General features: G+C 53.0%; 24 protein-coding genes. All 24 read right to left on the bottom strand.

The annotated features are described in order from the left end of the window. Positions 1-83 precede the first annotated feature (83 nt). Positions 84-1,052, bottom strand: coding sequence for a tripartite tricarboxylate transporter substrate binding protein (locus P1P89_13135; GenBank protein ID MDF1592454.1), 969 nt, complete (start codon positions 1,050-1,052; stop codon positions 84-86). A gap of 105 nt (positions 1,053-1,157) precedes the next feature. Further along, positions 1,158-2,660 carry a tripartite tricarboxylate transporter permease gene (locus P1P89_13130; protein ID MDF1592453.1) on the bottom strand — a complete coding sequence of 501 codons (1,503 nt, stop codon included), beginning with the start codon at positions 2,658-2,660 and terminating at the stop codon, positions 1,158-1,160. Positions 2,661-2,680: 20 nt separating this feature from the next. Further along, the gene (locus tag P1P89_13125) at positions 2,681-3,196 is read right to left on the bottom strand and encodes a tripartite tricarboxylate transporter TctB family protein (GenBank protein MDF1592452.1); all 516 of its coding nucleotides are present in this window, start codon (positions 3,194-3,196) and stop codon (positions 2,681-2,683) included. Between the two features lie 82 nt (positions 3,197-3,278). Then, positions 3,279-3,752, bottom strand: coding sequence for a cupin domain-containing protein (locus P1P89_13120; GenBank protein MDF1592451.1), 474 nt, complete (start codon positions 3,750-3,752; stop codon positions 3,279-3,281). A gap of 47 nt (positions 3,753-3,799) precedes the next feature. Continuing rightward, the gene (locus tag P1P89_13115) at positions 3,800-4,663 is read right to left on the bottom strand and encodes a sulfurtransferase (protein ID MDF1592450.1); all 864 of its coding nucleotides are present in this window, start codon (positions 4,661-4,663) and stop codon (positions 3,800-3,802) included. Next, the gene (locus P1P89_13110) at positions 4,599-5,117 is read right to left on the bottom strand and encodes a sulfite exporter TauE/SafE family protein (protein ID MDF1592449.1); all 519 of its coding nucleotides are present in this window, start codon (positions 5,115-5,117) and stop codon (positions 4,599-4,601) included. The genes P1P89_13115 and P1P89_13110 overlap by 65 nt, the downstream gene beginning before the upstream one ends. Before the next feature lie 10 nt (positions 5,118-5,127). Then, the gene (locus tag P1P89_13105; protein ID MDF1592448.1) at positions 5,128-5,646 is read right to left on the bottom strand and encodes a hypothetical protein; all 519 of its coding nucleotides are present in this window, start codon (positions 5,644-5,646) and stop codon (positions 5,128-5,130) included. A 19-nt stretch (positions 5,647-5,665) separates the two neighbouring features. Beyond that, complete coding sequence (locus P1P89_13100) at positions 5,666-6,790, bottom strand: Gfo/Idh/MocA family oxidoreductase (protein ID MDF1592447.1); 1,125 nt, start codon at positions 6,788-6,790, stop codon at positions 5,666-5,668. Further along, positions 6,787-8,256 carry a tripartite tricarboxylate transporter permease gene (locus tag P1P89_13095; GenBank protein ID MDF1592446.1) on the bottom strand — a complete coding sequence of 490 codons (1,470 nt, stop codon included), beginning with the start codon at positions 8,254-8,256 and terminating at the stop codon, positions 6,787-6,789. Before P1P89_13095 ends, P1P89_13100 begins: the two co-directional genes overlap by 4 nt. An 86-nt stretch (positions 8,257-8,342) precedes the next feature. Continuing rightward, positions 8,343-8,882 carry a hypothetical protein gene (locus P1P89_13090; protein ID MDF1592445.1) on the bottom strand — a complete coding sequence of 180 codons (540 nt, stop codon included), beginning with the start codon at positions 8,880-8,882 and terminating at the stop codon, positions 8,343-8,345. A 125-nt stretch (positions 8,883-9,007) separates the two neighbouring features. Beyond that, positions 9,008-10,090 carry a tripartite tricarboxylate transporter substrate binding protein gene (locus P1P89_13085; GenBank protein ID MDF1592444.1) on the bottom strand — a complete coding sequence of 361 codons (1,083 nt, stop codon included), beginning with the start codon at positions 10,088-10,090 and terminating at the stop codon, positions 9,008-9,010. A 213-nt stretch (positions 10,091-10,303) separates the two neighbouring features. Beyond that, positions 10,304-11,083 (bottom strand): SDR family NAD(P)-dependent oxidoreductase, encoded by a 780-nt coding sequence (locus P1P89_13080; protein ID MDF1592443.1) that lies wholly within the window; start codon positions 11,081-11,083, stop codon positions 10,304-10,306. Positions 11,084-11,413: 330 nt separating this feature from the next. After that, a complete protein-coding gene (locus P1P89_13075) occupies positions 11,414-12,220 on the bottom strand; it encodes an SDR family NAD(P)-dependent oxidoreductase (GenBank protein MDF1592442.1) in 807 nt (268 codons plus the stop codon). A gap of 152 nt (positions 12,221-12,372) precedes the next feature. Beyond that, entirely contained in the window at positions 12,373-13,548 is a 1,176-nt protein-coding gene (locus tag P1P89_13070) for an acyl-CoA/acyl-ACP dehydrogenase (protein ID MDF1592441.1), read from the bottom strand. Between the two features lie 98 nt (positions 13,549-13,646). Continuing rightward, positions 13,647-14,627: an electron transfer flavoprotein subunit alpha/FixB family protein gene (locus P1P89_13065; GenBank protein ID MDF1592440.1), complete on the bottom strand. Its 981-nt coding sequence runs from the start codon at positions 14,625-14,627 to the stop codon at positions 13,647-13,649. 40 nt (positions 14,628-14,667) lie between these two features. Then, entirely contained in the window at positions 14,668-15,462 is a 795-nt protein-coding gene (locus tag P1P89_13060) for an electron transfer flavoprotein subunit beta/FixA family protein (GenBank protein MDF1592439.1), read from the bottom strand. A gap of 38 nt (positions 15,463-15,500) precedes the next feature. After that, a complete protein-coding gene (locus tag P1P89_13055; protein ID MDF1592438.1) occupies positions 15,501-16,712 on the bottom strand; it encodes a Xaa-Pro peptidase family protein in 1,212 nt (403 codons plus the stop codon). A gap of 80 nt (positions 16,713-16,792) precedes the next feature. Next, on the bottom strand, positions 16,793-17,803 hold the full coding sequence (locus tag P1P89_13050) for an isocitrate/isopropylmalate family dehydrogenase (GenBank protein ID MDF1592437.1): 1,011 nt from the start codon (positions 17,801-17,803) through the stop codon (positions 16,793-16,795). 101 nt (positions 17,804-17,904) lie between these two features. After that, positions 17,905-19,101, bottom strand: coding sequence for a M24 family metallopeptidase (locus P1P89_13045; protein ID MDF1592436.1), 1,197 nt, complete (start codon positions 19,099-19,101; stop codon positions 17,905-17,907). 42 nt (positions 19,102-19,143) lie between these two features. Next, entirely contained in the window at positions 19,144-19,914 is a 771-nt protein-coding gene (locus P1P89_13040) for a FadR/GntR family transcriptional regulator (GenBank protein ID MDF1592435.1), read from the bottom strand. A 90-nt stretch (positions 19,915-20,004) separates the two neighbouring features. After that, positions 20,005-20,580: a flavodoxin family protein gene (locus tag P1P89_13035; GenBank protein ID MDF1592434.1), complete on the bottom strand. Its 576-nt coding sequence runs from the start codon at positions 20,578-20,580 to the stop codon at positions 20,005-20,007. Positions 20,581-20,917: 337 nt separating this feature from the next. Further along, positions 20,918-22,426, bottom strand: a complete 1,509-nt coding sequence (locus P1P89_13030) for a tripartite tricarboxylate transporter permease (protein ID MDF1592433.1) — start codon at positions 22,424-22,426, stop codon at positions 20,918-20,920. 68 nt (positions 22,427-22,494) lie between these two features. After that, entirely contained in the window at positions 22,495-23,049 is a 555-nt protein-coding gene (locus P1P89_13025; protein MDF1592432.1) for a tripartite tricarboxylate transporter TctB family protein, read from the bottom strand. A 184-nt stretch (positions 23,050-23,233) separates the two neighbouring features. Continuing rightward, the gene (locus P1P89_13020; protein MDF1592431.1) at positions 23,234-24,223 is read right to left on the bottom strand and encodes a tripartite tricarboxylate transporter substrate binding protein; all 990 of its coding nucleotides are present in this window, start codon (positions 24,221-24,223) and stop codon (positions 23,234-23,236) included. Positions 24,224-24,636: the final 413 nt, after the last annotated feature.

Genomic DNA, 24,636 nt, shown 5'->3' with positions numbered 1-24,636 from the left:
CGTAGACATGCAAGGCCGGTCGCCACATATATATCTCTTTGCTACCTATTAACTGCTGATCATCACAACAACACGTGCGCCTATTACCCGGTTATTTTCTTGACCAGACTGGTATACTCCTCTTTCTGTTCAGCCCGAACCTTTTCATAATCGGGACCATCCATAAATTCGATGTTTTCACCCAGGTTTTTCATCAGCGATAGGAAGGTTTTGTCCTGATAAAGTTTTTTGAAAGCTTCCCGCAAAATATTGATGCGTTCCGGGGGGGTTCCCCGCGGGGCCAGGATGATGCGGCTCATGAGCAGGCTGCCCACCGGGTATCCCAGCTCCGGCAGCGTCGGAACATCCGGCGCCTCTTCCAGCCGTTTTTCCGCCCCGACGGCGTAGAAGCGAAGCTTGCCTGTCTTTAAATGCGGCAGTCCCTGGGCCGGGAAGCCCACCGTAAAATCCACATCCCCTGCCAAGGTGGCCTGCAGAGCCGGCCCACCGCCCTGGTAAGGAATAAAGGCGGCCTCTACACCGGCCCGGGTCAAGACAACCGCCCCCGGTGTAAATCCGGCGCCCCACTTGCCGGTGGTCCCGAATCTCAGTTTTCCGGGATTCTTCTTGCCGTAATCGAGCATCTCCTGGAGGGTCTTATAGGGCCTGTCCGCCAGACCGTAAAAGCAGGGCGGGCCATAATTGAGCCGCCAGACGCTGGTCAGTTCCTTGGTGGTGTCGTAGGGGAGTTGTTCCACCACAGGCTGGAGTTGGTCGATGAAGTTATGGGTAAAAATCAGGGTGTAGCCGTCCGCTTTGGCCCTGACCGCTGCCGCAGTCCCGGTTTGGCCGCCGGCGCCCGGCATGAGTTTAATCACCATCGGCTGCCCGAGGTAGGTGGGAATGACGCTGGTAAAAACCCTGGCATTCAGATCGTGGGAGCCGCCGGCACCCAGGGGAATAATAAGGGTAATCGGCTTTTCAGGATAATCAGCGGCAATGGCCGGGCCAATACACAGAAAACCGACCAAAAGAACAACCAAAATGGACTGAACGATATGCTTAGTTTTCATACGGTTTGCTCCTTGAATTTTAAATTAATAAAAAGGCGTTTGGCATTCAAAACGACTGCTTCGTTAAAAATATATTTAATATCACCTCCTTTTGTTTACAAACTATCAAGTCTTGGGTTTGTGACGTTTGCGCATGGCCTTTCGCCAGAAAAAGGCCGATACGACGGGTGTGATCAGGAAAACCAAACCGGCCACAGGGCGATCGAAAGCCACGTAATGAAAGAAATTTCCCTGGGCCAGGCTGAGGGTTTGGCCGAAAGAATATTCCAGTATCGGCCATAGTATGAACGCCATCACCATCGCGGTAACATCGAAGTGGAGCTTCTTGCAGACGTAGCCGAAGGCGCCGAAGATAACCAGCACAATCAAGTCAAACGGATCCGAGCGGTAGACATAGGAACCGGCGAAAGCAAAAACGGCGATGAGGGGAAGCAGGACGGACTTTTTAATGGTGACGATTCTGGCAAAAAGCGGAATGGTCAAATAACCGATGAACAGAAACAGCACGTTGGCAATGACCATGGACATCAAGATCGCATACATCAACGGCCCCTGCTCGGCAAAAAGCTGGGGCCCCGGCCGAAGTCCTTGGGCGATGAAGGCCCCCAGCAAAATGGCGGTAATATTGTCGCCCGGAATTCCCAGCGTCAGCAAGGGCACCAGGGTCGGGCCGTTTACGGCGTTGTTGGCGGCTTCGGCCGCGGCCACGCCTTCCAGTTCGCCTTTACCAAATGTTTCGGGGTGTTTGGATGCATTTACCGCCGCAGCGTACCCCACAAAAGCGGCCACCACTTGGCCGACTCCCGGACATGCCCCGATGGCTGCACCGATGCCGGTCGAACGCATAATCGTTTTAAAGCTGCGGCGAAACTCCTTGAATTTCAGCCTTTCGCCGACCTTGGAGAGATCCACCTTGTCGGAAATATAAGAAACCGCCTCTTTTTCAACGGCCGTGAGGATTTCGGGAATGGCAAAGACCCCGATGAGCATGGGGAGCATGGGGATGCCGGCCTTGATGGCAAAGATATTGAAGGTGAATCGCGACATATATCCCAGGGGGTCCTGGCCGATCATCGAGAGCAGCAGACCGATAACCCCCATGATCAGGCCCTTGACCAGGGAACCCGTACAGGTCGCCGATATAACGATAAGACTGAGAAGCACGAGGGCGGTGAGTTCCGGCGGGCCGATTTTCAAGGCCACGAGGGCGATGGGGCCGATAAACAGCATCGTCAGGACGCTGCTGGACATGTCGCCGACAAAGGAAGCGAAAAGCGCCATTTCCATGGCCTTGCGCGCCTGCCCTTTTTTGGTGAGGGCCGGGCCGTCAAAGGTGGTGGCCACCGAGGCGCCGGTTCCGGGGATGGAAATCAGAATGGCAGGGATGCTCCCGCCATAAATACCCCCTTTGGTCAGGGCGATCAGAAAAGGAATCCCCACCACCGGACTCAAAAAAAAGGAAATCGGCAGCAGAATGGCCATGGCCATGACCGTGGTAAAGCCGGGAAGCGCCCCCACCAGAATCCCCAGCAAGACGCCCAGAGCCATCATGGCAATGGTTTGCCAGCCGAACGAAAGCATTATACCTTGTAAAAAACTATCCCACATGGGTCACATTCCTTTTAGAGCTAAAACAACAGGCCTTCCGGCAGGGAAACCTGCAGTGCATGGGTAAATATGAAATAAATGGCCAGGGGCGCGCCGATCACCACGAGCAAACCCAAGAGGATGTTGCGGTTGCCGTAATAGATGGTCAGGACGGCCACCATCAAAGCGCTGGCCAAAACGAAGCCCAGAGGTTCAAAAATAAGCGCGTAGCCCAAGAAGACGACAATGGTCACCAGTACCCTGATTAAACCACTGGCGCCCAGCTCCTTAAAAAGATTCTTTTCAATGAGCTGGGTGCTGTAAAAAAAGTAAAAGACGCTTAAAATAAAAAGGGCGATAATACTTATACGCGGAAACAGACTCGGCGTCAGGGTCGTAAGAGAACGACCCATAAACAGCTTGGGCTTCTCGATCTGGTAGGGAATCAGGATAAAGGCCGTGACGGAAAATACGATCAGGATGATGGCCACAACTGTATTAAAGTTGATCCTGTCTTTCCAGGATTGAAACCCGGCATCCTTTTTAGTTTCTTCCATATTCAAATCTCCAGAAAATCATTTTGCACCCAGGAACAAGGAGCGATTGAAGCAAACACCGCAGCAGTAAGCACTGCGGCGGCTACTCCTTATCCCATCCCTTGGGCGGATATTCTTTTCCGGTATCATCAATGAACACGATCCGGGCCGCCTCCTTGGAGGGAACGCCGCCATAAGCGAAAACCAGCTCCACCTCCTCGGTCCGGCTGGCATTGGCAACGCCGTGAATCACCCCTTCCGGCGCAAAGACGAATGTACCCGCCGGGCACTTGATGATCTTGGCTTCCGGCCCCAGCAGCAGGACCATGGTGCCCCTGATGATGTACATGGCTGCTTCGGCGCTCATATGGACGTGGCGCTCATTGGCGGTATGGGGCGGGATGATCGTCCTTCCCATGGCAATCCGCTTGGAACCGCAGACCTGTCCGTTGATTCCGAAATTGATTGCCAGGCCCTTTTCATACTCCGTGTCGGTGATGACTTCCGAATAATGTCCGGTTCTGGGCGGTACTTGGGTCAGTTTTGAAAGATCTTCCAGCTTTACATAATCTGCCATTTTAGTTTTCCTTTCAGTTCAATGTCGTTATTAAAATGATGATGGATTTACATTTTTAAAGATTTATTCTCAATCGGCATGCCGAGCATTGATCCCCACTCCGTCCAGGAACCGTCATAGACCTTCACCCGGGGGTAGCCTAACAGATAACGCGTGACAAACCATCCCAAGGTTCCGCGATGACTCAAACGGCAGTACAAAACGATCTCTTTGTCCGGTGTTGCCCCGACGTCGCCAAAAGCCTCTGCAAGTTCGCCCGCCGGTTTGTAGGTTTCGTCTGCATTCAAGAGGTTCATGTAGTATAAATGGCGAGCGCCCGGTATATGCCCTTTTTTAACCGCACCGTGGTCCACCTCGAACCACGGGGGGGATACCCGTTCTCCTCTAAACTCCTCCGGCGTCCGCAAGTCCAGAAGTATCCGGTCGGGATTTCCCAGACCGGCCCGAACACCCTCCCGTCCGATCCGGCAATCTACATCGATCTTTTGGAGCGGGTATTTGGAGGGTTCTATCACGGGAATTTCCGTGGCAACCGGCCGGCCCTCTTTAATCCACAGGTCCCGGTTGCCGTCCATGATTTTGACGTTGTCATGGCCCCGCATGGTGCAGACCCAGAAAGCGTAAGTGGCGTACTGGCACAGGCTGCCGTACAGCACGATGGTGGTGTCATGGGTGACACCGCTTTGCTGCATCAACCCGGAAAACGATTCCGGTGAAACGATTTCGCGCATCCCGGTTTCCCATAACACTTCCTCCCAGGGCCAGTGGATCGCGCCCGGAATATGACCGCTGAAATACGCATCCGGGTCTTTCAGATCTCCGATTTCAACAATCCGAACCGCCGGGTTATTCTGATTGGCTGCGACCCAGTCTGTGTTGACCAGTCTGCCGCCGGTTATTTCCGTTGCCATCCATTCTCCCTTCTAAACGGTAATCGATAAATTTTTTATGGTGAAATTTGTACAGCCCCGCCCATCCGATGCCCATCACGCCGAAACGGTCGGTTCCGATAGCCGTATGCGGCGGCAGACCCAGCACGATCAACAAAGGGATGGTGATCAGGCTGGTCCCGCCGATCAGAGTGCCGAAAGCGCTGGCAGCGGCAGAAGCAACGAAAATGATGATTAAACTGATAAAGCTCATGGGTTGTAATACTTCGCCTTGCTGTTGATTTTTTTCTCGCGTCCATAGGCAAGCACGTCCCCCTTGACCAACAGCTTTTTTATCGGCGCCGGGGCGTGAATGGCCATACGGCGCACCCAATTGTGAAAAGGGTTCATGGGCTTGTTCCAGGGGCAGACCGCAATGCAGCGTCCGCCGCAGCTGGGCCATTTCTTTTTGTTCATGCCCCAGAAGATGATGCACTTTTCAGCATCTATCCACCACTTGCAAAAACCGGGATTGTGATGTCGACATCCTTGTAAACCCAGCGCGGATCCAGTGCCGTGATGCGGACGATATCGGCGCCGAACATCAACCCCGCCTTTTTTACCAGCCGGGAGGCCCAGGCCGTGTCCGTCACCTCCAGGCGCCCGTTGGGCGGCGTTACCTTAAACGGCGCCGGATCATAGCCGGTACAGGCGCGGTAGCCGGCATCCGCCATGGCCCGGCCGATGCGGTCTTCTCCGTCCAGGTCTTCATATGGCAGGGGGTTCAGAAAATGATCGTACCCTGTGCGGGCTTTAAACTTTCTGCGCAGCGCCTCGCCATGGGGGTTTTCGGGGCGCATACACAAAAAGGCCATGCGGGTTTTATCAAACCGTTCGATGGGGCCGGTGATATAGCGCTCATAGGTCGGGTGCTCAACCTCCCTGACCCCCAGAGATTTCCTGAACCGTTCCTGCCGCTTCAGTTTCTTTTCGTACGGCAAAAGTGCCTTTTCCAGTCTGTCCATGACCCTCCTGTGGCAGCCTTCAGACGTAAAATTCTTTTAGGTCGATGGGCAGTTTCACCACCTCGCCCCGGGCTGCGGACAAGTCCATGGCCATGGTCAGAACCAGATTGCGATGGCCGTCGGCGGCTGTGGCGTGCGGCGTTTTCATGCCCATGCAGACACGCGCAAACCAGGAATTGGTTTCTTCGCGCATGGGACCCCAGAGTTGCTCCTGACAAATGTCTCCCGGGGGATAGCTGGTCAGAAAATCCACATGGCGTTTAAACTCCGGTTCAAAACCTTCGGGTTTGTAGCCGGCCCCCTGGGGAATTTCAGACGCCAGGACCAGATCCCGGTGGGTATCTTCAACGTCGATCACGCCCTGGGTCCCGACGATGCCTATTTCTATGCCGTACACTGCGCCGGGCCATACCGTCGGCAGCGCCCAACTGATGTTCATGCTGAAAATAGACCCGTCTTTCATCCTGAAAATCCCGAAAGTGGCGTCCTTTGTTCCCCATTCTTTCAAACATTTATCCGAAGAGCTGGCGTAGATCGAAACCGGCTCGCTTCCTTCCATCAGCCACAGGCTCATATCCAGACTGTGCGTCCCGGAAACGACCATGGGGGTCAGGTTGCTGCGCTGGTCTGTGCGCCGGACTGTAGCGATGGGAACCATCCGGTTCATCAGGGCACGGGTTACCACGGCGGTCACATCACCGATCTGGCCGGTGCTGAGCCGCTCCTTGATGGCCAGAAAGCGCCGGCGGAAGCGGTTGGTGTAGCCGACCACTGCGTCCACGCCGCTTTCCTGGATGGCTGTTAAAATCTGATGGGACTCCTTGACGTCCGTTGCCAGGGGTTTTTCAATCAACATGTCATGACCCCGTTCAATCGCCGCCAGGGTCGGTCCGGTGTGGAAGTTCTCGTCCGTTGCGATGATCACCGCGTTGACTTCAGGTCGCTTCAACAGCGCCTTGTAATCCGTGGTAAAAAAATCCGCCTTGGCATCTCCAGCCAGTTTTCTGCCGAGATCTTCCTTCAAATCACAGACCCCCAGCCAACCCACGGCAGGATAATCCCGCGCCAGAATCGACCGGATCCGTCCAATGGTTCCGCAGCCCACAACCGCCAATCCAATTTCTTTTTTCTTCTTTTCCATCATAAACCTCGTTTCTTTTTCTTCTTTTTCGGCATCAGGCTGCCCACAAAGGTGAGAATGACCACGATGATTAAAATTGTTGCAAGCGGCCGGTTGTAAAGAACCTGCCAGATGCTTTCTCTTTCAAAAACAACCATGGCGCGCCTGAAATTCTGATCCAGCATATTGCCCAATATCACCCCCAGGACCATGGGTCCGATGGGAATTTCGGCCTTTCGCATGAAAAACCCCAGCAGGCCGAAGCCGAACATGAGGTAGATGTCGAACATGGCCATTTTTTCGGTGTAGGATCCTGCCACGCAGAAAATGGCGATGATGGGCAGGAGAACTTCCCGGGGCAGGGAGAAAAGTTTGACGCTGGGCTTGATCAGGGCAAAGGCGCAAAGGTACATGGCGATATTGGCGACAATCAGAGTGCCGTACATGAAGTACAATATGCCGGGCTGATAGGTGCTGATGTTGGGACCCACAATGATGCCGTGCAGGTTCAGGGCAGCCAGAAAAGCGGCCGTGGGCGCGCTGCCGGGAATCCCCAGCACCAGCGAAGGCAGCAGAGCGCCGCCGATATTGGCATTGTTGGCCACCTCGGAGCAGACCACCCCCTCCATGTCGCCGTCGGAAAATTTTCGCCCGGTTGCCCTTTCACCGAGCCCGTAGGAAACAAATGTCGCCACGTTGGCGCCGGCTCCCGGGATGATGCCGGTAATGAGCCCGACAATGGAAGAGCGGACAATGCTCTTCCAGTACTTGATAAACATCTTAAACGGCGGAAACATCCGGCCGATCTTCTGGGGAATCACATAGGGGTGGGGCTCGCCCAGGACCTGAAAGATCTCGGCAAGACCGAACAGACCGATCAGGACCGGAATGTAGGGGATGCCCAGCAGGAGTTCATTGCTGCCGAAGATAAAGCGCTCCACCCCATAGATCTCTTCCCGTCCCACCATGGCCAGCAGGATTCCCAGCCAGCCCGAAATCCAGCCTTTAACCGGCATTTCTCCGGCCGTAAGGGTTCCGCTAATGGAGATCCCCCACAGGGCCAGCAGGGCAACCTCCCAGGAAGCAAATTTCATGGCAATATCTAATATATAAGGTACACAGACCACCAGCAGCAGGATTCCGGCCCAGTTGCCCACCATGGATGCGGTGATGGACATTCCCAGGGCCAGTCCGCCCTGCCCTTTTTTGGCCAGGGGAAATCCGGCCATCTGGGTGGGAACGGCATCCGGCGTCCCGGGAATATTGATCAGGATGGCCGAGATGGCGCCGCCGAAGACCGCACCGGTAAAGGTGCCCAGGATAAAAATGATGGCGGTCTGGGCCGACATGCCGTAGGTGAGCCCCACCAGCAGCGCCATGGCCATGGTGGTGGAAAGACCCGGCAGGGCGGCCCAAATGATTCCCAGGGCGGCGCCGCCCGTGCAGAGCAGTATCATCAACGGGTCATAAGCGGTGAAAAAAGAATACATCGTCATCAACCTTAATTTCAAAAAGAAAATTGCCGAACCCCGGCAACTCCCGGTGAATCCCAAAACAGAGCCGGTAAGTTATATCGCTACAGCAACAGGTCGAATATTGAATCCCCCGGCAGTAAAATCGTAAACATCATCCTCAGTGTAAACCCGAAAACCGTCGGGATAATGACGGAGAGCAGGACGATCTTCAGCCAGCCGCCTTTTCGCCAAAAAATCGTAAATGCACTGAATAAAAAGAGGCTTCCGGCAACCTCAAAGGGGAGCCGTCCGGTCAGCAGGATAATATAGATGCCGGCCAGCAGGATGATCCAGATCGTCCGTTTGGTCCGGGCATCTGAGACAAACCCTCCCATGCTCAGCCCCGACAGCATCATGCTGAGATTTGCAACGCCATTCCGCCGCAAGGCTGAAACAAAAAGGCCCAGGCCCATCAAGAACAGGGTAACGGAAAACAACAGGGGAATCAGGCCGGGCGCCGATTTCCAGTCCACGGGCCGGGGCAGTTTCATGGAAATGACGGCAACGGCGATGCTCACCGCCATCACGACGACGGCGGTGAGCACATCGATTCCCGCCATTTTTGTTTTTTTGTCCAGCGGTTTAGATGTGGATGGATCCATGGGTGTTCCTTTAACGGGTTGCTTGTTGCGATTTACGCGTTTGTATCGCGGGTTACAGGTTGCGAGGTGATGTACAGCTTTTCGACCCGCAACCGGCAACCCGCATCCCGTAACCCGCAGCGTTGTCAGTTCGAAGAAATCCGAGGTTTGTAGCCTTTGGGCGGCCACCATTTCTCGAAATCTTCCGGCCGGGGAATCCCCAGGTCGGCCGGATTTACCTTGACGCCTTCCACTTTAAGATCCCAGAAAAGCCAGGCGGTGACGCTTTCGCGCAGGACTGCCATGCGGTCGGCTTCCTCTCCGAGCGCCAGGGCCTTGAAAAAGAACTTTTTACCGATATACGACGTGAATTCCGGATCGTTGGCTGCGGCGACAAAAGCCGTCTTGATCTTTTCCAGAGCTTCAACCGGCGCATCCCGCTTGACTCCCAGGGTATATTCCGATCCAAAGGGGGCGTATCCGGCCAGAGAGGGGATATAATCGGTAATGGGCCTCAGAACCGTCCCGTCTTCAAGTTTGATCGGTTCTTTGGTGAATACCGCCAGGTTTCTCAGCTTCCCGGCTTTGATATGCTCAATGGTCTCGTGAATGCCGCTGCCGGTCACGTCCACCTCGCCCTGAAGACATGCCAATGCGCCCGGTGCACCGCCCTTGTAGGGAATCTGACGAACTTTGATGCCGGCGCCCTTGATCATGATTTCGTTGCCTTCATTCCAGATGCCGCCCACACCCGAGTTGGAGATTGAATATTTTTCCGGGTTTTTCTTGGCGGCCTCTATAAAATCGGCCATGGTTTTGAAAGGGGAATCCGCCCGGACCGCCCAGCCCTGGATACCGCTGGCTATTTTGTAGTACTGCCAGTCTTTCCAACCGCTCAGCTTGGTATGACCCATGACCCGCAAGGGTTTGCTGAACTGGGAGGCGCCCAGCCACCAGTAGCCGTCAGCCGGTTTGGAGTTGACAAAATCCATTGCCAGGGCTCCCACTGCCCCTTCGCGATTGACCGCATTAACGGTTGTGCCCAGGGTCTTTTCCATGGCTTTGGTATACGCCCGGGTCAAGACATCCGTGCCGCCGCCGGCTTTGTACTGAATCACCACCGTTATGGGCTTGTTGCCGGGCCATTCGGCCTTTGCCGGCGCGGCCGCTGAAACTGCAAAGCAAAGCGCAACTGCTACAATAGATACAAGTTTTACATAATTTTTCATGGTCTTCCCTCCTTAGCGTTGGTCATTCATGAATATGCGATACACCTCCGAAAAACACCAAAAATTTCCGCCGGTGACATCACCTCCCTTGTTTCATCGTTGCCGCTATATGAAAGCCTCTGAATGTAATTCGTGCTGGGAAAATGGAATACCGGGATCGGCCAAAATCTTAACCGTAGACCCATTATTCCAGTCGGGGCGAAGCCCCCAGTTTCAAGTAAAGGGTTTTGCGCCGATGGAAAACCCGCCGTCCACCATCAGATATTGACCGGTAATAAAAGAGGCTTCCGGACCGGCCATAAAGTAAACGGCGGCCGCAACCTCGTGGGATTCACCCGCCCTTCCCAACAGACCGTAATCTTTAAAACCGGCCCTGAACTGCTCCGGTGAGATTCCTTTGGCCCGGGCGTTATTGATATGAAAATCGGTAATTGTTTTTGAAGGGCAGACGGCATTGACCCGAATCCCGTGTTTTCCGCAAGTTGCTGCAAGGCTGCGGGTAAGACTTAAAACCCCGAACTTGGTGGCGTCATAGATGGGCATATCGGTCCTCCCGGTCATGGCGGTTGTGGAACCGATCATTACGATGGCGCCGGACTTCTGCCCAATCATCGCCGGTAGAACCGCCTTGCAGGAAAAGCTGACGCCTTTGAGGTTGACCGCCAGCATTTTATCCCAATCTTCTTCGGTGGCTTCCAGAACCGTGCCGAACACCCGGATACCGGCATTGGCCACCAGCGCATCGATCCGTCCGAATGCTTTAAGGGCCGCATCGGCAAAACGTGCACAGTCTTTTTCGCGCGATACATCGGCTTCACAGAAAAGGGCCTCTGTACCGGAATCCTTGAGATGCGCGACGGTTGCGCTGCCGTCTGCCGCATTCCGGTCCACCACCACCACCCGGACGCCCTCTTTTGCAAACCGGACGGCACATGCTTTTCCAATGCCGGCGCCCCCGCCGGTTATGATGGCAACAGAAGTATCAGTTAACATAAGGTTCCTTCTCAGTAAATATCCGGGTCCAGAGAGACCGGATTTGATCTAAGCCCCTAAGGGCATTGTTTACACAAATGCCATTGGCAAATCCGAAATTCGAATATCGAAATGCGAAACAAATTCAAATATCAAATTCTCTAATGACAAAAACAAAATCATATTCACGAGGTCAGATACGTCTATTGTTTGGATCATTTGAATTTTGGTCATTAAATATTGTTTCGGATTTCGTGCTTCGAGCTTATCGCCTTACATTTCTTAAGACAGAGCCAATGATCTCAGGCCTGATCCTTAGGACCAAGATTTCCAAAGTAGGTTAAAAGAGTGCTAAACCAGCATCAACCGCCCCCCATTCACGTCAATGGTTGCGCCCGTAATATAGCGGCTCTCCTCGCTGGCAAAAAACGTAATCACATCGGCGATATCTTTCGGCTGCGCCAGATAGCCCAGCGGACACATTTTCGTAAATTTTTTCCGTTTTTCCGGCGTCAAGAGTTTTTGGACGCGGTCCGTCAGGGTCGTACCAGGCGCAATGGTATTTGCGGTGATATGATAAGGCGCCACATCCTTGGCGATATACTGGGTCAACATGGAGACCCCTGCTTTGGCCGCAGCATAATGTGCCGGCGACGAGCCGACGCTGGTACTGCGCCCGGCCAGGGAGCCCAGGTTGATGATGCGGCCCCAGCCTTTTTTTTTCATGAAAGGAATCGCCGCGTGGCAAGACAGATAAACACTCTTGAGGTTCAGGGCGATGACACGGTCCCAGTCATCTTCCTTGATGTCTTCAAAGTTGGCGTAGGCATGGTATCCGCCGGCACACGTCACCAGGATGTCGACACCCCCCATCAATTCAACCGCGACCGAAAACAACTTTTCAACATCCGGGCGCGAGGTCACATCCGCGGTAACGGCCCGCACGCGGCCCCCTGCTGCGTTAACGCTGTCAGCCGTCTTTTGGACGCCCTTGGGATCGATATCGGTCACCACAACGGCAGCCCCTTCCCGGGCAAACGAAACCGCTGCAGCCATGGCGATGCCGCCGGCCGCACCGGTAATGACGGCACATTTGCCTTCCAGACGCTTTAACCGCAGCGGCTCGCCTCCGGAATCACTTTTTTGGGTCACAGGCATGTTCACCACCCTTGTTCAGCTGTTATTGCGACCCGGCCGTGTAAAACACCGGCAACCGCATCCGTATTGCGCAGGATTTCATTCTTGATCAGAATCTTTGACTTTGACATTTAAATTTCCTGACTTCCGATTGAAAAGGCCTAAATCAATTATTATCGCAGGGTTTCCGCGACCCTTAACTTGTTAAGGGAGTTGGTGCCGCTGGCATGCAGCCAGGTGATGCCGTCCCTGATAAATTTTTCCATGGGATGGTCCCGCATAATGCCGACCCCCGCCATGACGTCCATGGCCAGCAGCATAATCTTCATGAAGCAATCCCTGGAGAAAATACTGGTATAGGTTGATTTGCGCCGGTCGAATTTCAGATTGTCCCGGATCTGGACGGCGGTGTCAAACAGATAGGTTTCGAGGGTATCGGTGAGAATCCGCATCTCCGCCAGCATGGTTCCGACGGTCTGGTGATGAATAATGGGTTTACCCCCCTGTATGCGCTGCTTGGCGTGCTCCAGTGAAAGTTTATACATCGCCTTGCAGATCCCCAGCGTCATCGAGGCGATTTCGACGCTGGCGCCGAACTGAACGCGGGAAGACAGGCCTTCGTTCACTTTGCCCAGGATATACTTCTTAGGAATCCGGACATTATCCCAGAAGGTCTCCCCGTTGGGATACAGTCGATATCCCAGTTTGTCATGAATCTGGCCGTAGGACAGGCCGGACATTTCCTCAACCGGTACGATAAACGTCGTCGTACCTTTTTTGGCGGTGACGGAACGGTCGGTCCGGGTATATAGAATATGAATTTTGGAAAAACTCACCAGCGACGACATATGTTTGGCGCCGTTGACGACAAAGCAGTCGCCGTCTTCATCGGCTTTCATGGATACGCCCGATTTCAGGTCTACGGGATCCAGCAGGGTGTCGCTGCCGGCATTGGGTTCGGTCAGCAAAACGGAACCGGTGCAATCATCGTCTTCGGCGAACATGGTAAAGAACTTTTTCTTCTGTTCTTCGGTCCCGCCTTCATTGATGACCTGCATGACCTTCCAGCACTGGCTCAGACATTTTGCGGTGCCGGGTTCGATCTCGGTCGTGGCGGCCAGCACCATGGATTTGGTAACCACGTCCGCGCCGGCCCCGCCGTATTCTTCGGGAAGACCCAAAGTTCTTAAACCGATCTTGGAAGCCTTTCGGATCAATTCAGCGGGGTAACAGTCCTTGGGATTGGGGCGCGCATCCATTGCAGCCGCCACCGGTTTAACTTCCTTTATAAAAAAATCGACAGCGAGCTCCCTTATGGCGAGCTGCTCGTCAGTGAATTGATATGGCATGGTGCTTCCCTCCATTTTTAATTATTATATGTTGACGCCGCCGGAGAATCACTTCCATTGAGAAACCCTCCCCCGGCCTTCCCCGCCCCAGGCCCCTATTATGCAAGGGCTTTACGCAGTTCATCGATCAGCGTCGGCATCACATTGCGGTAGTCCTCGACCACCCCGACATTCGAAATGCTGAATATCGGCGCATCCGGATCTGAATTGATCGCCACGATATATTTTGAACCGGACATCCCGGCGATATGCTGGCTGGCGCCGGATATGCCCACGGCAAAATAGACTTCCGGGGCGACGATCTTGCCGGTCAATCCGATCTGGCAGGAAGGCGGCACCATCCCCTGGTCCACCGCAACCCGGGTGGCGCCCATTGCCCCGTTCAGGAGCGTGGCCAGTTCTCTGAGCTGTTGAAAAGATTCCGGATCCTTCATGCCGCGTCCGCCGGAAACAACCACATTGGCCTCTTCCAGAATGCACTCGAAAACTTCCTCCTCAACGCGTTCAACCGTCCGGGTTTCAGGCGCAATATCCCCGAGCGCCGTCTCAACGGTCACAACATCCCCTTTGCGGTTCTGGTCGGGCCCAAACGGTTCCTGGGTACGCGGCCGCACGGTTACCAGCGCCGTTGGGCCGTCAACCCGCATCCGCGCCAGTGCCTTGCTGCCGTAAACCGGTTTGGTAAAGATAACGGCATCCTCCCGGACCTCAAAACCGATGCAATCGGTAATCAGCCCCCCTTTCAGGCGATGGGCCAGCCGGGGCGCCAGCTCAATGGCCGCAGCCTCTCCCGGAAAGATGATCATGCGCGGATTTACTGACGCAGCAATGTCCGCCAGTACCTTCAGGTAAGCGTTGGCATGAAATTCCCATAGCTTCTCATTATCACAAACATGAACGCTGTCTGCGCCGGCTTCGATCAGGTCCTGGGTCAGGGATGAAATCCCTGACCCCAGAAGCGCGGCAGATACCGGCTCACCGGTTTTTGCAGCTACCCCACGTGCCGCGCCCAGGATCTCCCGGGTCGGCATGGACACCGCATCGCAAACGATGGATGCGTATACTAAAATTCCTGGCATTTCTACCTCCTTATGCCTTCTGCCTAACAGATCGTTTCATTTATTTTATAAGATTCATTTTGATCAGGTGCGCCGCAAGGTTCACCGCTTTCTCCGGGCCGTCCTCCCCGTCGATAAACAACACCTGCCGGTCATAACTGGGAAGCGTTAATTCTTCCACCACAACCCGTTTCGGGATCTCCGCGTCGATGGAAAGATCACCGGCCGAAAAGGTCGGAATCTTTTTTCGGCCCGCCATCAATACACCCTTTACCGAAGGATAGCGCGGCTGATTGGTGCTGCTGTTGGTGATGTTCGCCACTAACGGCAGGCCCGCCTCAAGAACCGCCATTCCGTTTTCGGTCTCTCTTTTAACGAAAAGGGCATTCTCCTTTTTTTCAATGTTGTACGCCATGGGAATACAGGCTGTTTGCAGCTCCTCTGCCAGCAGCGCACCCACCTGGCCCATGTCCCAGTCACCGGCCTGTCTGCCGCAAAGAACAATATCGACGTTTCCTGCCTGCCGGATGGCTTTGGCGATAACGGCGGCCGTTCCGGCTGAATCCAGCGCTTCAAAAGAAGGATCCTTGAGCCAGATCGCCTCATCGCAGCCCATGGCCAGGGCGCGGCGTAAAACCTTCTGGCTCGATTCCCCTCCCATTGTAAGCACGGTGACCTTAATGTCCTTATCGCGATCCTTGAGCTGCAGGGCCACTTCAATGGCATTTTCATCATAAGGGTTCAGGACCGGTTCGCCCTGGTCCGGAACCGCTCGCTTTGCTTCGAAGTCGACCTTAAATTCGCCCGATGGGATTTCAGGGTCGACAATTTGTTTGGTGCAAACTACAATGTGCATTACTTCCCTCCTCGGAAAAATAGTAGCTCTCCGTACGGCTACGACAACAGGTTCTCGTCATAGGGGGTTTTCGTGAGAACTTCGTTGCCGGTTTCCGTAATCAATATCGTGTCCTCCAGCCGGATGCCGCCGCCGCCGGGAACGCCCGGAATGAAAATGCCCGGTTCCATGCTGAAGATCATGCCCGGCTGAAGTTCGACGATGTTCTCACTGCCGATGGCGGCGACTTCGCCGATAATCGGGTAGGTCAATCCGGTTACCCCGATGCTGTGGCCCAGCAGACCCAGGTAATCATACCCCTTAAAGCCTGCGTCGACGACCGCTTTGCGGGCGGCGTCATTAACGTCTTTATTGGTATTGCCCGGAATCATGGTGCGCTGAATCTCCATCATCATGGCATACACCGCCCGGTAAATTTTCTTCTGCTCTTCGTTGGGCTTGCCGTGGATGACCGTTCGGGTGAAATCCGAGAAATAGCCGTTGAAGCAGCCGCCCAGATCCATGAACACGAGTTCACCCCAGTTGATCTTGCGGTCCGAGGCAAACCGCCGCAGCGGCGCCGTACCGTCTCCGGAGGTCACAATCAGGCTGCACTGGGGCGTTTCCATGCCGTTGGCATACAGCGAGTGCATGGCTTCCGCCAGGATTTCGCACTCCCGGATCCCTGCCCGGATGCTGCCAATTGCCCGATCCATGGCGTAGGAGGCATGCTGGCTCGCCACCCGCATGCATTTCAGTTCTTCACTGTTCTTGACCACCTGGGCCGCCAACACGCACTGGTCCCCATCCACAAATTCAATTTTCGGGAAAACTTCTTTTAATTTGTTCAAGACAATCATGGAGACATGGTCGATGCCGACTTTTCCCTTGGTGATGCCGAGTTCCTCGATCGCCGGTTTGAATTTTTTCTTGACTTCGGTTTCGGCAATGCCCGGATCCTCCATGGTCGCCAGGGGCCGGATATTTTCTTTCTTCATCCAGTACATGCTGTTCCAGCATCTTTCCACGCAGCCGCTGGTGGGAAACAGGATCGGATCCTTATCCGGAGACATGATGGCCGCATTGCGGGTCAAAAAGGAGATGGGCCACCACAACGGCCGGTAGCCGGTCATATAGCGGATGCTCTCGGCCTTGAACAACAGCAACCCGTCCAAACCGAATTTTTTTATCTGTTCGTTTAAGCTTTTGGTTCTTTCCCTGCGCAGCAAATCAAAGTCGATTCGGCGGGTCCAGTCTACTGCAAATTCCATATCAAACCTCCATATTATCGAAGTTAATGTTATAATTTACCAAGTACACATATTCATGAATACGATAAAAGATCTTATCCTCATTTGCACAGTTTTTCCGCTATTGCTTCGGCGACATCCGTCGTGGAAGATTTGCCCTTGAGGTCATACGTGCGGACCTTGCCCTCTTTCAGAACATCGACGATGGCTTTTTCAATTTTTGTTCCCGTCTCTTTTTCTCCCAGATAATCAAACATCATTTTAGCGGCCATAATGGCGGCAATGGGGTTGATCACATTTTTCCCCGCATATTTGGGGGCGGTTCCATGAATCGGTTCAAAAACACCCATGGAATCACCGATATTGCCGCTGTAGGCAAACCCCATTCCGCCCACCACACCGGCGCCGACATCACTTAAAATATCACCATTGGCATTTTCAGCGAAAATAATGTCGAATCGCTCCGGATGCATGACGATCTGCATGGCGCAGGCATCAATGGTCATGTCGTTGGCTTCAATGTCCGGGTACTCCTTGGCCATTTCATAAAAAATCTGCCGCATGGGTTCGTCCGTATACGTCAGGACGTGGGCCTTGTGGGTAAAGGTCACCTGCTTGCGGCCCTCCTTGCGGGCCAGCTCAAAGCAAAACCTCAAAATTCGATCCATCCCCTTTTTGGTGAACACCCTTAAATTCACATAATAATCTTCGTCGATATAACCGACGCCCCTATACAGCCCCTCGGTATTTTCCCGGACGATGATCAGGTCGGCTTTCTCCTGGATGGCGCCGGCACCGGGGAGTGATTTGATGGGCCGCACATTGGCATACAGATTAAATCCCAGCCGAAACCCCATCAGGACCTTAACGGTATGGGGATTTCCGGCCGCGCCGAACAGGACCGCATCTGTCTTTGCGATTCCGTCCAGGGTCTCTTTGGGAAAGGGATCGCCGTACTTTTCAAAAGCAACATCCCCGGTGTCCATGGGCTTAAAATCCATCTTAAAGTCGGATATGTCGTTAACCGCGTCGAGGACGATCCGGGCCGCGCTGATGGCATCGCGCCCGATTCCGTCTCCCGGAATAATTCCAATTTTATATTTCTTTTGCATCTGAAACCTCATTATCAAAGCTGCCGTACCCATTCATTCTTTTTAAAATATGCTGAACGCCGCACCAAAAACGGCGGCGTTCAGATCCCGACTGTCGCCCCTTACTTGACGACATAAATTTCCTGGGGCGTTTTATGCAGGCACTCGCTTACGCCTGTTTTGGTGATAATATAATTATCGCAGATATTGGCCGTCCCGTTTTTACTGATGGGCGGATGAATGGCGATATTCATATTTTCTTCAATCTTCATGGTTTCGCCGATCTGGCAGGAAGGCCTTTCCACCAGGTCGTAGCCCTGGCCGTGGGCGTACAGCCTTCTCTCCATGGGATACCCCTTGCTTTGCAGAAAGTCGTTATAGTCGTCCAGGATATCGATGGGATCCGCACCGGGCTTTAACAGGTCTCTGGTGCGCCGATAGGCCGTCATCATGTCCTCGTATACGATTGCCAGGGGTTCGGGAATCTTGCCGACGCAGACGGTGCGATGCAGATGGGTATAATAGCCGGCCGGACAGATCGCCTCGATCAGAATCCCGAGGGAATCGCCGTCCTGGATGACGCGGTTCATGGCATGAATATTACTGTAGGGAAAGTTCTGCCCGGGAGGAGCAGAGCCGATTTGGATAAAGAGCTGTTCGCTTCCCAGCATCTTGGCTTTAAATCTTCCAATGGCACCGATTTCAAATTCCCGGATGCCGGGCTTGATGGCCTCGTAGCAGGCTTTCATGGCTTCATCATGAATATAGCAGCTGTTCTTGATGTGCTCAATTTCCTCGGGGCTTTTGATGGCCTTGATCAGGTCGATCTCATCGGTAATGTCCACAAATGTGGCGCCCGTCATGTTCTGCCGGATATAGTTGACGAAACCGGCGCGCATGGCCCCCTCGTTGACAAAGGAAATCCGGCAGTTGGGATAATCCTTGAGTTCGTTCACGATCATTTCACCGTCAAAGTTGCAGGTAAAGTTGCACGAAGTCATGATGGGTGAACTCATGCGCTTCTTGACGCCCCGCACCAGCCAGGCCGGCAGACCGGTGCCCCCTTTGGGTTCAAGTTCCCCGTGACTGAAGGTGGTCATTTCGTCATCCACCGGAAAAATAGCAGAAATCGGATAGGCATGAACGGCCGGTATATCCGTAAACCACTTGATATATCCGCCCAGGTAGTCATTGTTGTTTTCAATCAGGAGAAAATCAACCTTTTTTGCCTTCATTACGTCGCGAACGGCCTTCCATCTCCTTTCAAGCTCAGCATCGGAAATGGGCTTCATCACTCTTTCTTTTATCAGTTCATGCATCTTTGCCTCCTTTGGTTCTGGGTTTATATAAAAAGGGGTTATTTATTGACTGAAAAGCTTGAGGAGATCATCAGGCGCAATGGGCGTATCGTCGGCGCTGTCAAAACGCGTTAACATCTCAAACGTCTGATTCAGGTGTTTGCGGGTTATTTTCCCCGCATTATCAACGTCCTTCTTTTCGATCATCTCCAGTATGCTGCGATGGTTAACCAGCGATCTGCTTCTATTTTCCGGGTTGTTGGCAAGCATCAGCAGATATTTCTTGATATATTCATTGAGGCATCCCATCATTTTATCGATAAAAATATTCCCGGCGGCCTGGGACACTTTGTTGTGAAAAAGAAAATCGAGTTCGCCGAACGTGAGCGGGTCATCAAGCGCGGCCTTACTCCTTTCCAATATGTCTTTCAGTTTTTCCAGGTCTTCCTCGGTCCGCCGCTGGGCGCACAACCGCACGGCTTCGCTTTCGATGAGCATGCGGGCTTCGAAAAAATCGATCAGGCTTTGAATGTTCTGATTGGCAAAAAGGGGGAAAAAAACATTTTCCAGGCTGGACGGGTTCATCTCCTTGGCAATAAATGCCCCCTTGCCATGGGTGATTTCCACGATGCCGAGGGCGCTCAGTCGGGCCAGGGCCTCTCTCAGGGTGAAACGGCTCACGCCCAGCGATTCCTGCAGGGTCCGCTCACTGGGAAGCTGCTGGCCGGGTTTAATGGCGCCGTCTACGATCTGTTTCTTGATATAAGTGACCGTTGCGTCGACAACTGAAATTCTTTTGATTTTTTCCATGCCGTCTTTCATGTCATTATACACTTATTACTCATCGTACCAGTTGTCAATATTTTTTCTGCACCTTTCTGGACAATTGATAACCGCATGCAGCTTAAATTATAACATTCTGGTTTAACTGTTAATTTTTTTTATCAGCCAGGCAATATTCTTTCCCAGACGCTGCATGATATGAATCCCCTCACTGTCGGATTCGACCTGACCGGGATCCCCCCCCATACCAAGATTCCAGTAAATAGAGCCGGGGACGATCATCTCGCTGTAAAGAAACAGGTGGTTGAGCGTATCAAAGGTATGAACCGCGCCGGCCCGGCGCACCGCCACCACCGCCGCGCCGACCTTGCGCCTTAAAAGACCGCCGTTGGCCCCGGCCACACGCCCGGTGCGCTCGATGAGTCCCTTCATGGATGCGGTAACATCGGTAAAATACACCGGCGATCCTAGCAGAATGCCGTCGGCCTCGGCCATGGCGCCAAAATAGTCGTTGAAACCGTCCGACGGGATCACGCATTTCCGATCCTTATTTTCCCGGCACTTGTTGCAGGCCGTACACCCCCTGAGCGGACTGCCGGCCGGCTGGATGAGCTCCGTCCCGATGCCTTCGGCTGAAAGTTCTTTTAGAACCGTTCGGAGCAATATGGCGGTATTGCCGTCTTTTCGTGAACTGCCGTTGATTGCGACAACTTTCATGGTCTTATCTCCTTTCCGAAAATAGTTGTGACCGTTAAGCGAGCTTATAGTTGTTGTCAAAAATATGTTCCAACGGAATTGTCCGGCAGCCGAACCGGAATGTGATTATGACAACCGCTTTAAATCAATCCCCTGCCTGCCCGCAAGCATTGCGGCAAAGGCTGGATAGCCTGACAGAGAAACGTATAACAGACATCGTCGGCCGGCGCAAACACACCGGCAGGCAGCCGTGCAGATGTTTTTTAACGCCGACATTAAAAAATCCCCGCCTCTTCAGACGGGGATTTTTTATTTTCATATACCTGCTTGATGTAAGTACAGAGTTTAAAGTTGAATTTTACGAAGAACCTGTTTTTAAGACCTTGTATTTTTTATACCAGCTGATGATACCGGGAACGCAAATCAACAATACTGAAAACACCAAAAGCGCCAGGCAAAACGGTCTGTATATAAAGCCCAGGGGGTCGCCCTTGAACAGAATCAGACTTTGGATCAAACTGTTTTCAACGCCGTGTCCCAGGAGAAACGTTATGACCAGCGGCGCCAGGGGAATGTCGAAGCGGTTCAGCAAAAACCCCACGAAACCAAAAAAGACCATGATCGCAACATCAAACACATTGTTGTTGACGGCATAGGAGCCCACGATCGCCAACGCAAAGACCGCCGGAATGAGGTATTTGGAATTGATCCGGGCGATTTTGGCATACAGCCCTGAAAAAATATATCCGAAAACGAACATAAACGCATTGGCCACCATCATGGACATCAGGATGCCGTACATGATGTCCCCATAATTCCTGAACAACCCCGGGCCGGGACGAAGCCCCTGTACAATCAATGCCCCCAGCAGGACGGCCGTCACCATGTCTCCCGGGATGCCGAAGGCCATCAGGGGCAGAAGCGTCGGACCGTTGACGGCGTTGTTGCAGGCTTCGGGGCCGGCAACGCCTTCCAGTGAACCCTTGCCGAACTTTTCAGGCTCTTTTGAAAAGCGCTTGGCGCATGAATATCCTAAAAAAGCCGCCACCGGCTGGCCCACTGCCGGGACCAGGCCGATAAATGCTCCGATGCCGGTTGATCTCAGGATATGTGGAATGCATTTGCGAAACTCCCACCAGTGAAGCTTGTCTTCCTTGGAAATTTTGAAAATCTCCCGCTGTTTTTCGTCTGCCTTTTTTCCTTCCAGGACTCTTTCAATGATTGTGGCAAAGGCAAACAGTCCGATCAGCAAAGTAATCAGTGAAAAGCCCCCTGCCAGATCGGTATTTCCGAAGGCAAATCGCCACCTGCCGCCGATATCGGTCCCGACGGTCGCCAGCATCAATCCCAAAGCGGCTGCCATGAGCCCTTTGACCACCGAACCGCCGGTCATGGTGGCAATAATGGCCAGCGAACATACGAGAATAGAAAAAAGCTCGGGCTTGCCCACCAGCAGGGCGATACTGACCACCGACTGCGCCAGCAGGATGGTGATGATATCGCTCAGCGTGTCGCCGATAGTCGATGAAAAAAGAGCAACCTTGAGGGCGCTCCCCGCCCGGCCCTGTTTGGCGAGTTCATAGCCGTCGAACACCGTGGCAATGGCGGCTCCGGTGCCGGGAGCGTTGATCAGAATCGCCGGGATGCTGCCGCCGTAAATTCCCCCTTTGTAAAGTCCGATCAAAAAGGGCAGGCCGACCAGGGGCGGCAGGAAAAAAGTGAACGGCACAAAAATCGCCATCCCCATCGTGGTGGTCAGTCCGGGTATGGACCCGATCAGGATGCCGACCACAACGCCGATCGCGACTACCAGAATGGAGAGAGGATCAAGTGCCAGCATAAGGCCGTTAAACATCTGCTCTAACATAATTACTCCTGATTCTTAGGAAATTCTCGTACCGATAACATCCGCTTAAAACCGCTTTACAGACTAAATCACTGGAAAAAAAGGCTCAAGAATCCTCTGGGCAGCGGGACATACAGCAGCGAAATAAAAACGTAGTAGATTATCGAGGGTACGATCACAGACAGAATGAATAAATAAAACCAGCTTCGGTTGCCCATTACAAGGGACAGGGCGAAGACGGCGATGACGGTCGCTGGCAAATATCCTAAAAACGGCATCAGGCTGACATAAATAAGCCCCAACACCGTGATCAGGGAGCTGGTAATGAACTCAGGCTTGGACACGCCGATGACCGCCTCGTTCCGATCCAGCATGCTTTTTAACATGTCGGCATCATCCGTTTTATTAATGAACTTTTCGTTTAAAAAGGACTTCACCAACAGGAAAGCCGCGGACAGGAGAAAAATCCCTCCCCCCAGTTGAGGGAAGAAACGACCGGTCAGCCTCCCGAAACCTCTCGCGCCGGGGACTTCCCGTGGCGATGCCTGAAAGTAAATTAAGATGAAATAAACCAGACCGAAGATCAGACAGATAAAGGCGGCAGTCCGATTAAGCTTTATTTTGCGATTCAGCTGACCTTTCATATATCTTTTGTCCTTTTAGAAAAAATGCCGGAAATACTATATTTCCATAGCCAAACTTATTTTCGCAGGTCCACGGGCATTTAGACTGTCTTCAAGTATTCGGGGGGGGGGCCTGCTTTACAAAATAATGCCTTTCGGGGGAAAAGGGATATTGCCCCGAAAGGCATCTCGCTGAAATCCATTTTTATTTGTTGAGCACCTTGGCCGCTTCTTTGGCAGCCGCCTCGGTTTTTTTCATCGCCGCTGCAAACTCTTTGCGTGGCAGCCAGCTGATCCTCTCGCCCATCTTTGCGATTAAACGGGTAATGCTTTTATCTTTGACCAATTTTCCAAAATTTCCCTCGATAAGGGACAGCTTATCTTCGGATGTTCCTTTGGGTGCGAAAATTCCGAAAGTCAGCATGGTATCGATTTCGTAGCCCAGCTCTCTGAAAGTCGGTACATCCGGCATATCCGGATGCCTTTCCTCGCCGGTTACGGCCAACGCTCGCAACAATTTATCTCCGTGGTCTTGGGCAGCCCATACCGAAGGGCCGATACCGGCGGGAACTTCACCCGACAAACACGCTTGCCGCAACGGTCCGCCCCCGGCATAGGGCACATTGGTAAAACTCATTCCACCCTGAATTTCAAGTTGCAGCGCCGGCAGATTTGCGACCGTCAGAGCGCCGCTGTTGCCCATGGTTGTGCCCGGATTCTTCTTGGCGAATTCGATGAATTCCTGGGCGGTTTTGAATGGCGAAGGCTTCGGGCTTTTTTCCCCGGCAACCACCAGTACCCACGGCCAGGAGCTGATGCGACAGACCGGAATCAGGTCCCTGAGAACGTCTACAGGGATCTTTTCAAACTGACCCAGCACGATGGCATGTTCGCCGCCCGCCATTAAGGTATAGCCGTCCGGTTTCGAGCTGGCCACAAACTTGGTTCCGGTGACCGTTCCGGCTCCCGGCTTCAAGGTGACGGTCATGGGCACGCCGAAATAATCCTTTGCCACCGAAATCATCACCCGCGAGGTTAAATCAAACCCGCCCCCGGCCGAAACCGGCAACACCAGTTCAATGGGGCGGTTGGGATATTTATCCGCGGCCATGACATTTTGGATCGCAAACACTGACAGCACGGCAACCAGAGCGATCACCCAAATTTTTTTACCTTTTAAATGAAAACCTGTCATAATAAACCTCCTTGTAAGTAGTTGGGTTATAACGATCAAGGCAAACTACATCCCAGCCAAATATCAACCCCTTAGCAGCTACTTTTGGCCGAATCTTTCGAATGAAATAAACAGAACCATCCATCTGCCAAGGCATTGGATAATGAAATTTATATTTCCTCAAAAAACGATCAGGTTCAAGGAAATGCTTGTTCGATTGAACTGAGTTATACTTTGAACCGGCAACCTTGCCGCACGGTACCAAGGGTGAACATAACAGCGCTGGAATTAATTGGATATTGTTTATTATAAACAAAATACATGTGTCAAGGATTTATTCCCGGTTGAGATTAAATTATGTAAAATTGAATAGTTGCTTTAACAGCAATTCTCGGTCAGTTTGTAAAGTAGGGTTTGGTGGGCCTTGAGAAGTA

The organism is Desulfobacterales bacterium, assembly GCA_029211065.1.
Classification (GTDB): Bacteria; Desulfobacterota; Desulfobacteria; order Desulfobacterales; family JARGFK01; genus JARGFK01.
Note: the sequence above shows the minus strand (reverse complement) of the source record. Positions and strands in the feature narration are given on the sequence as shown.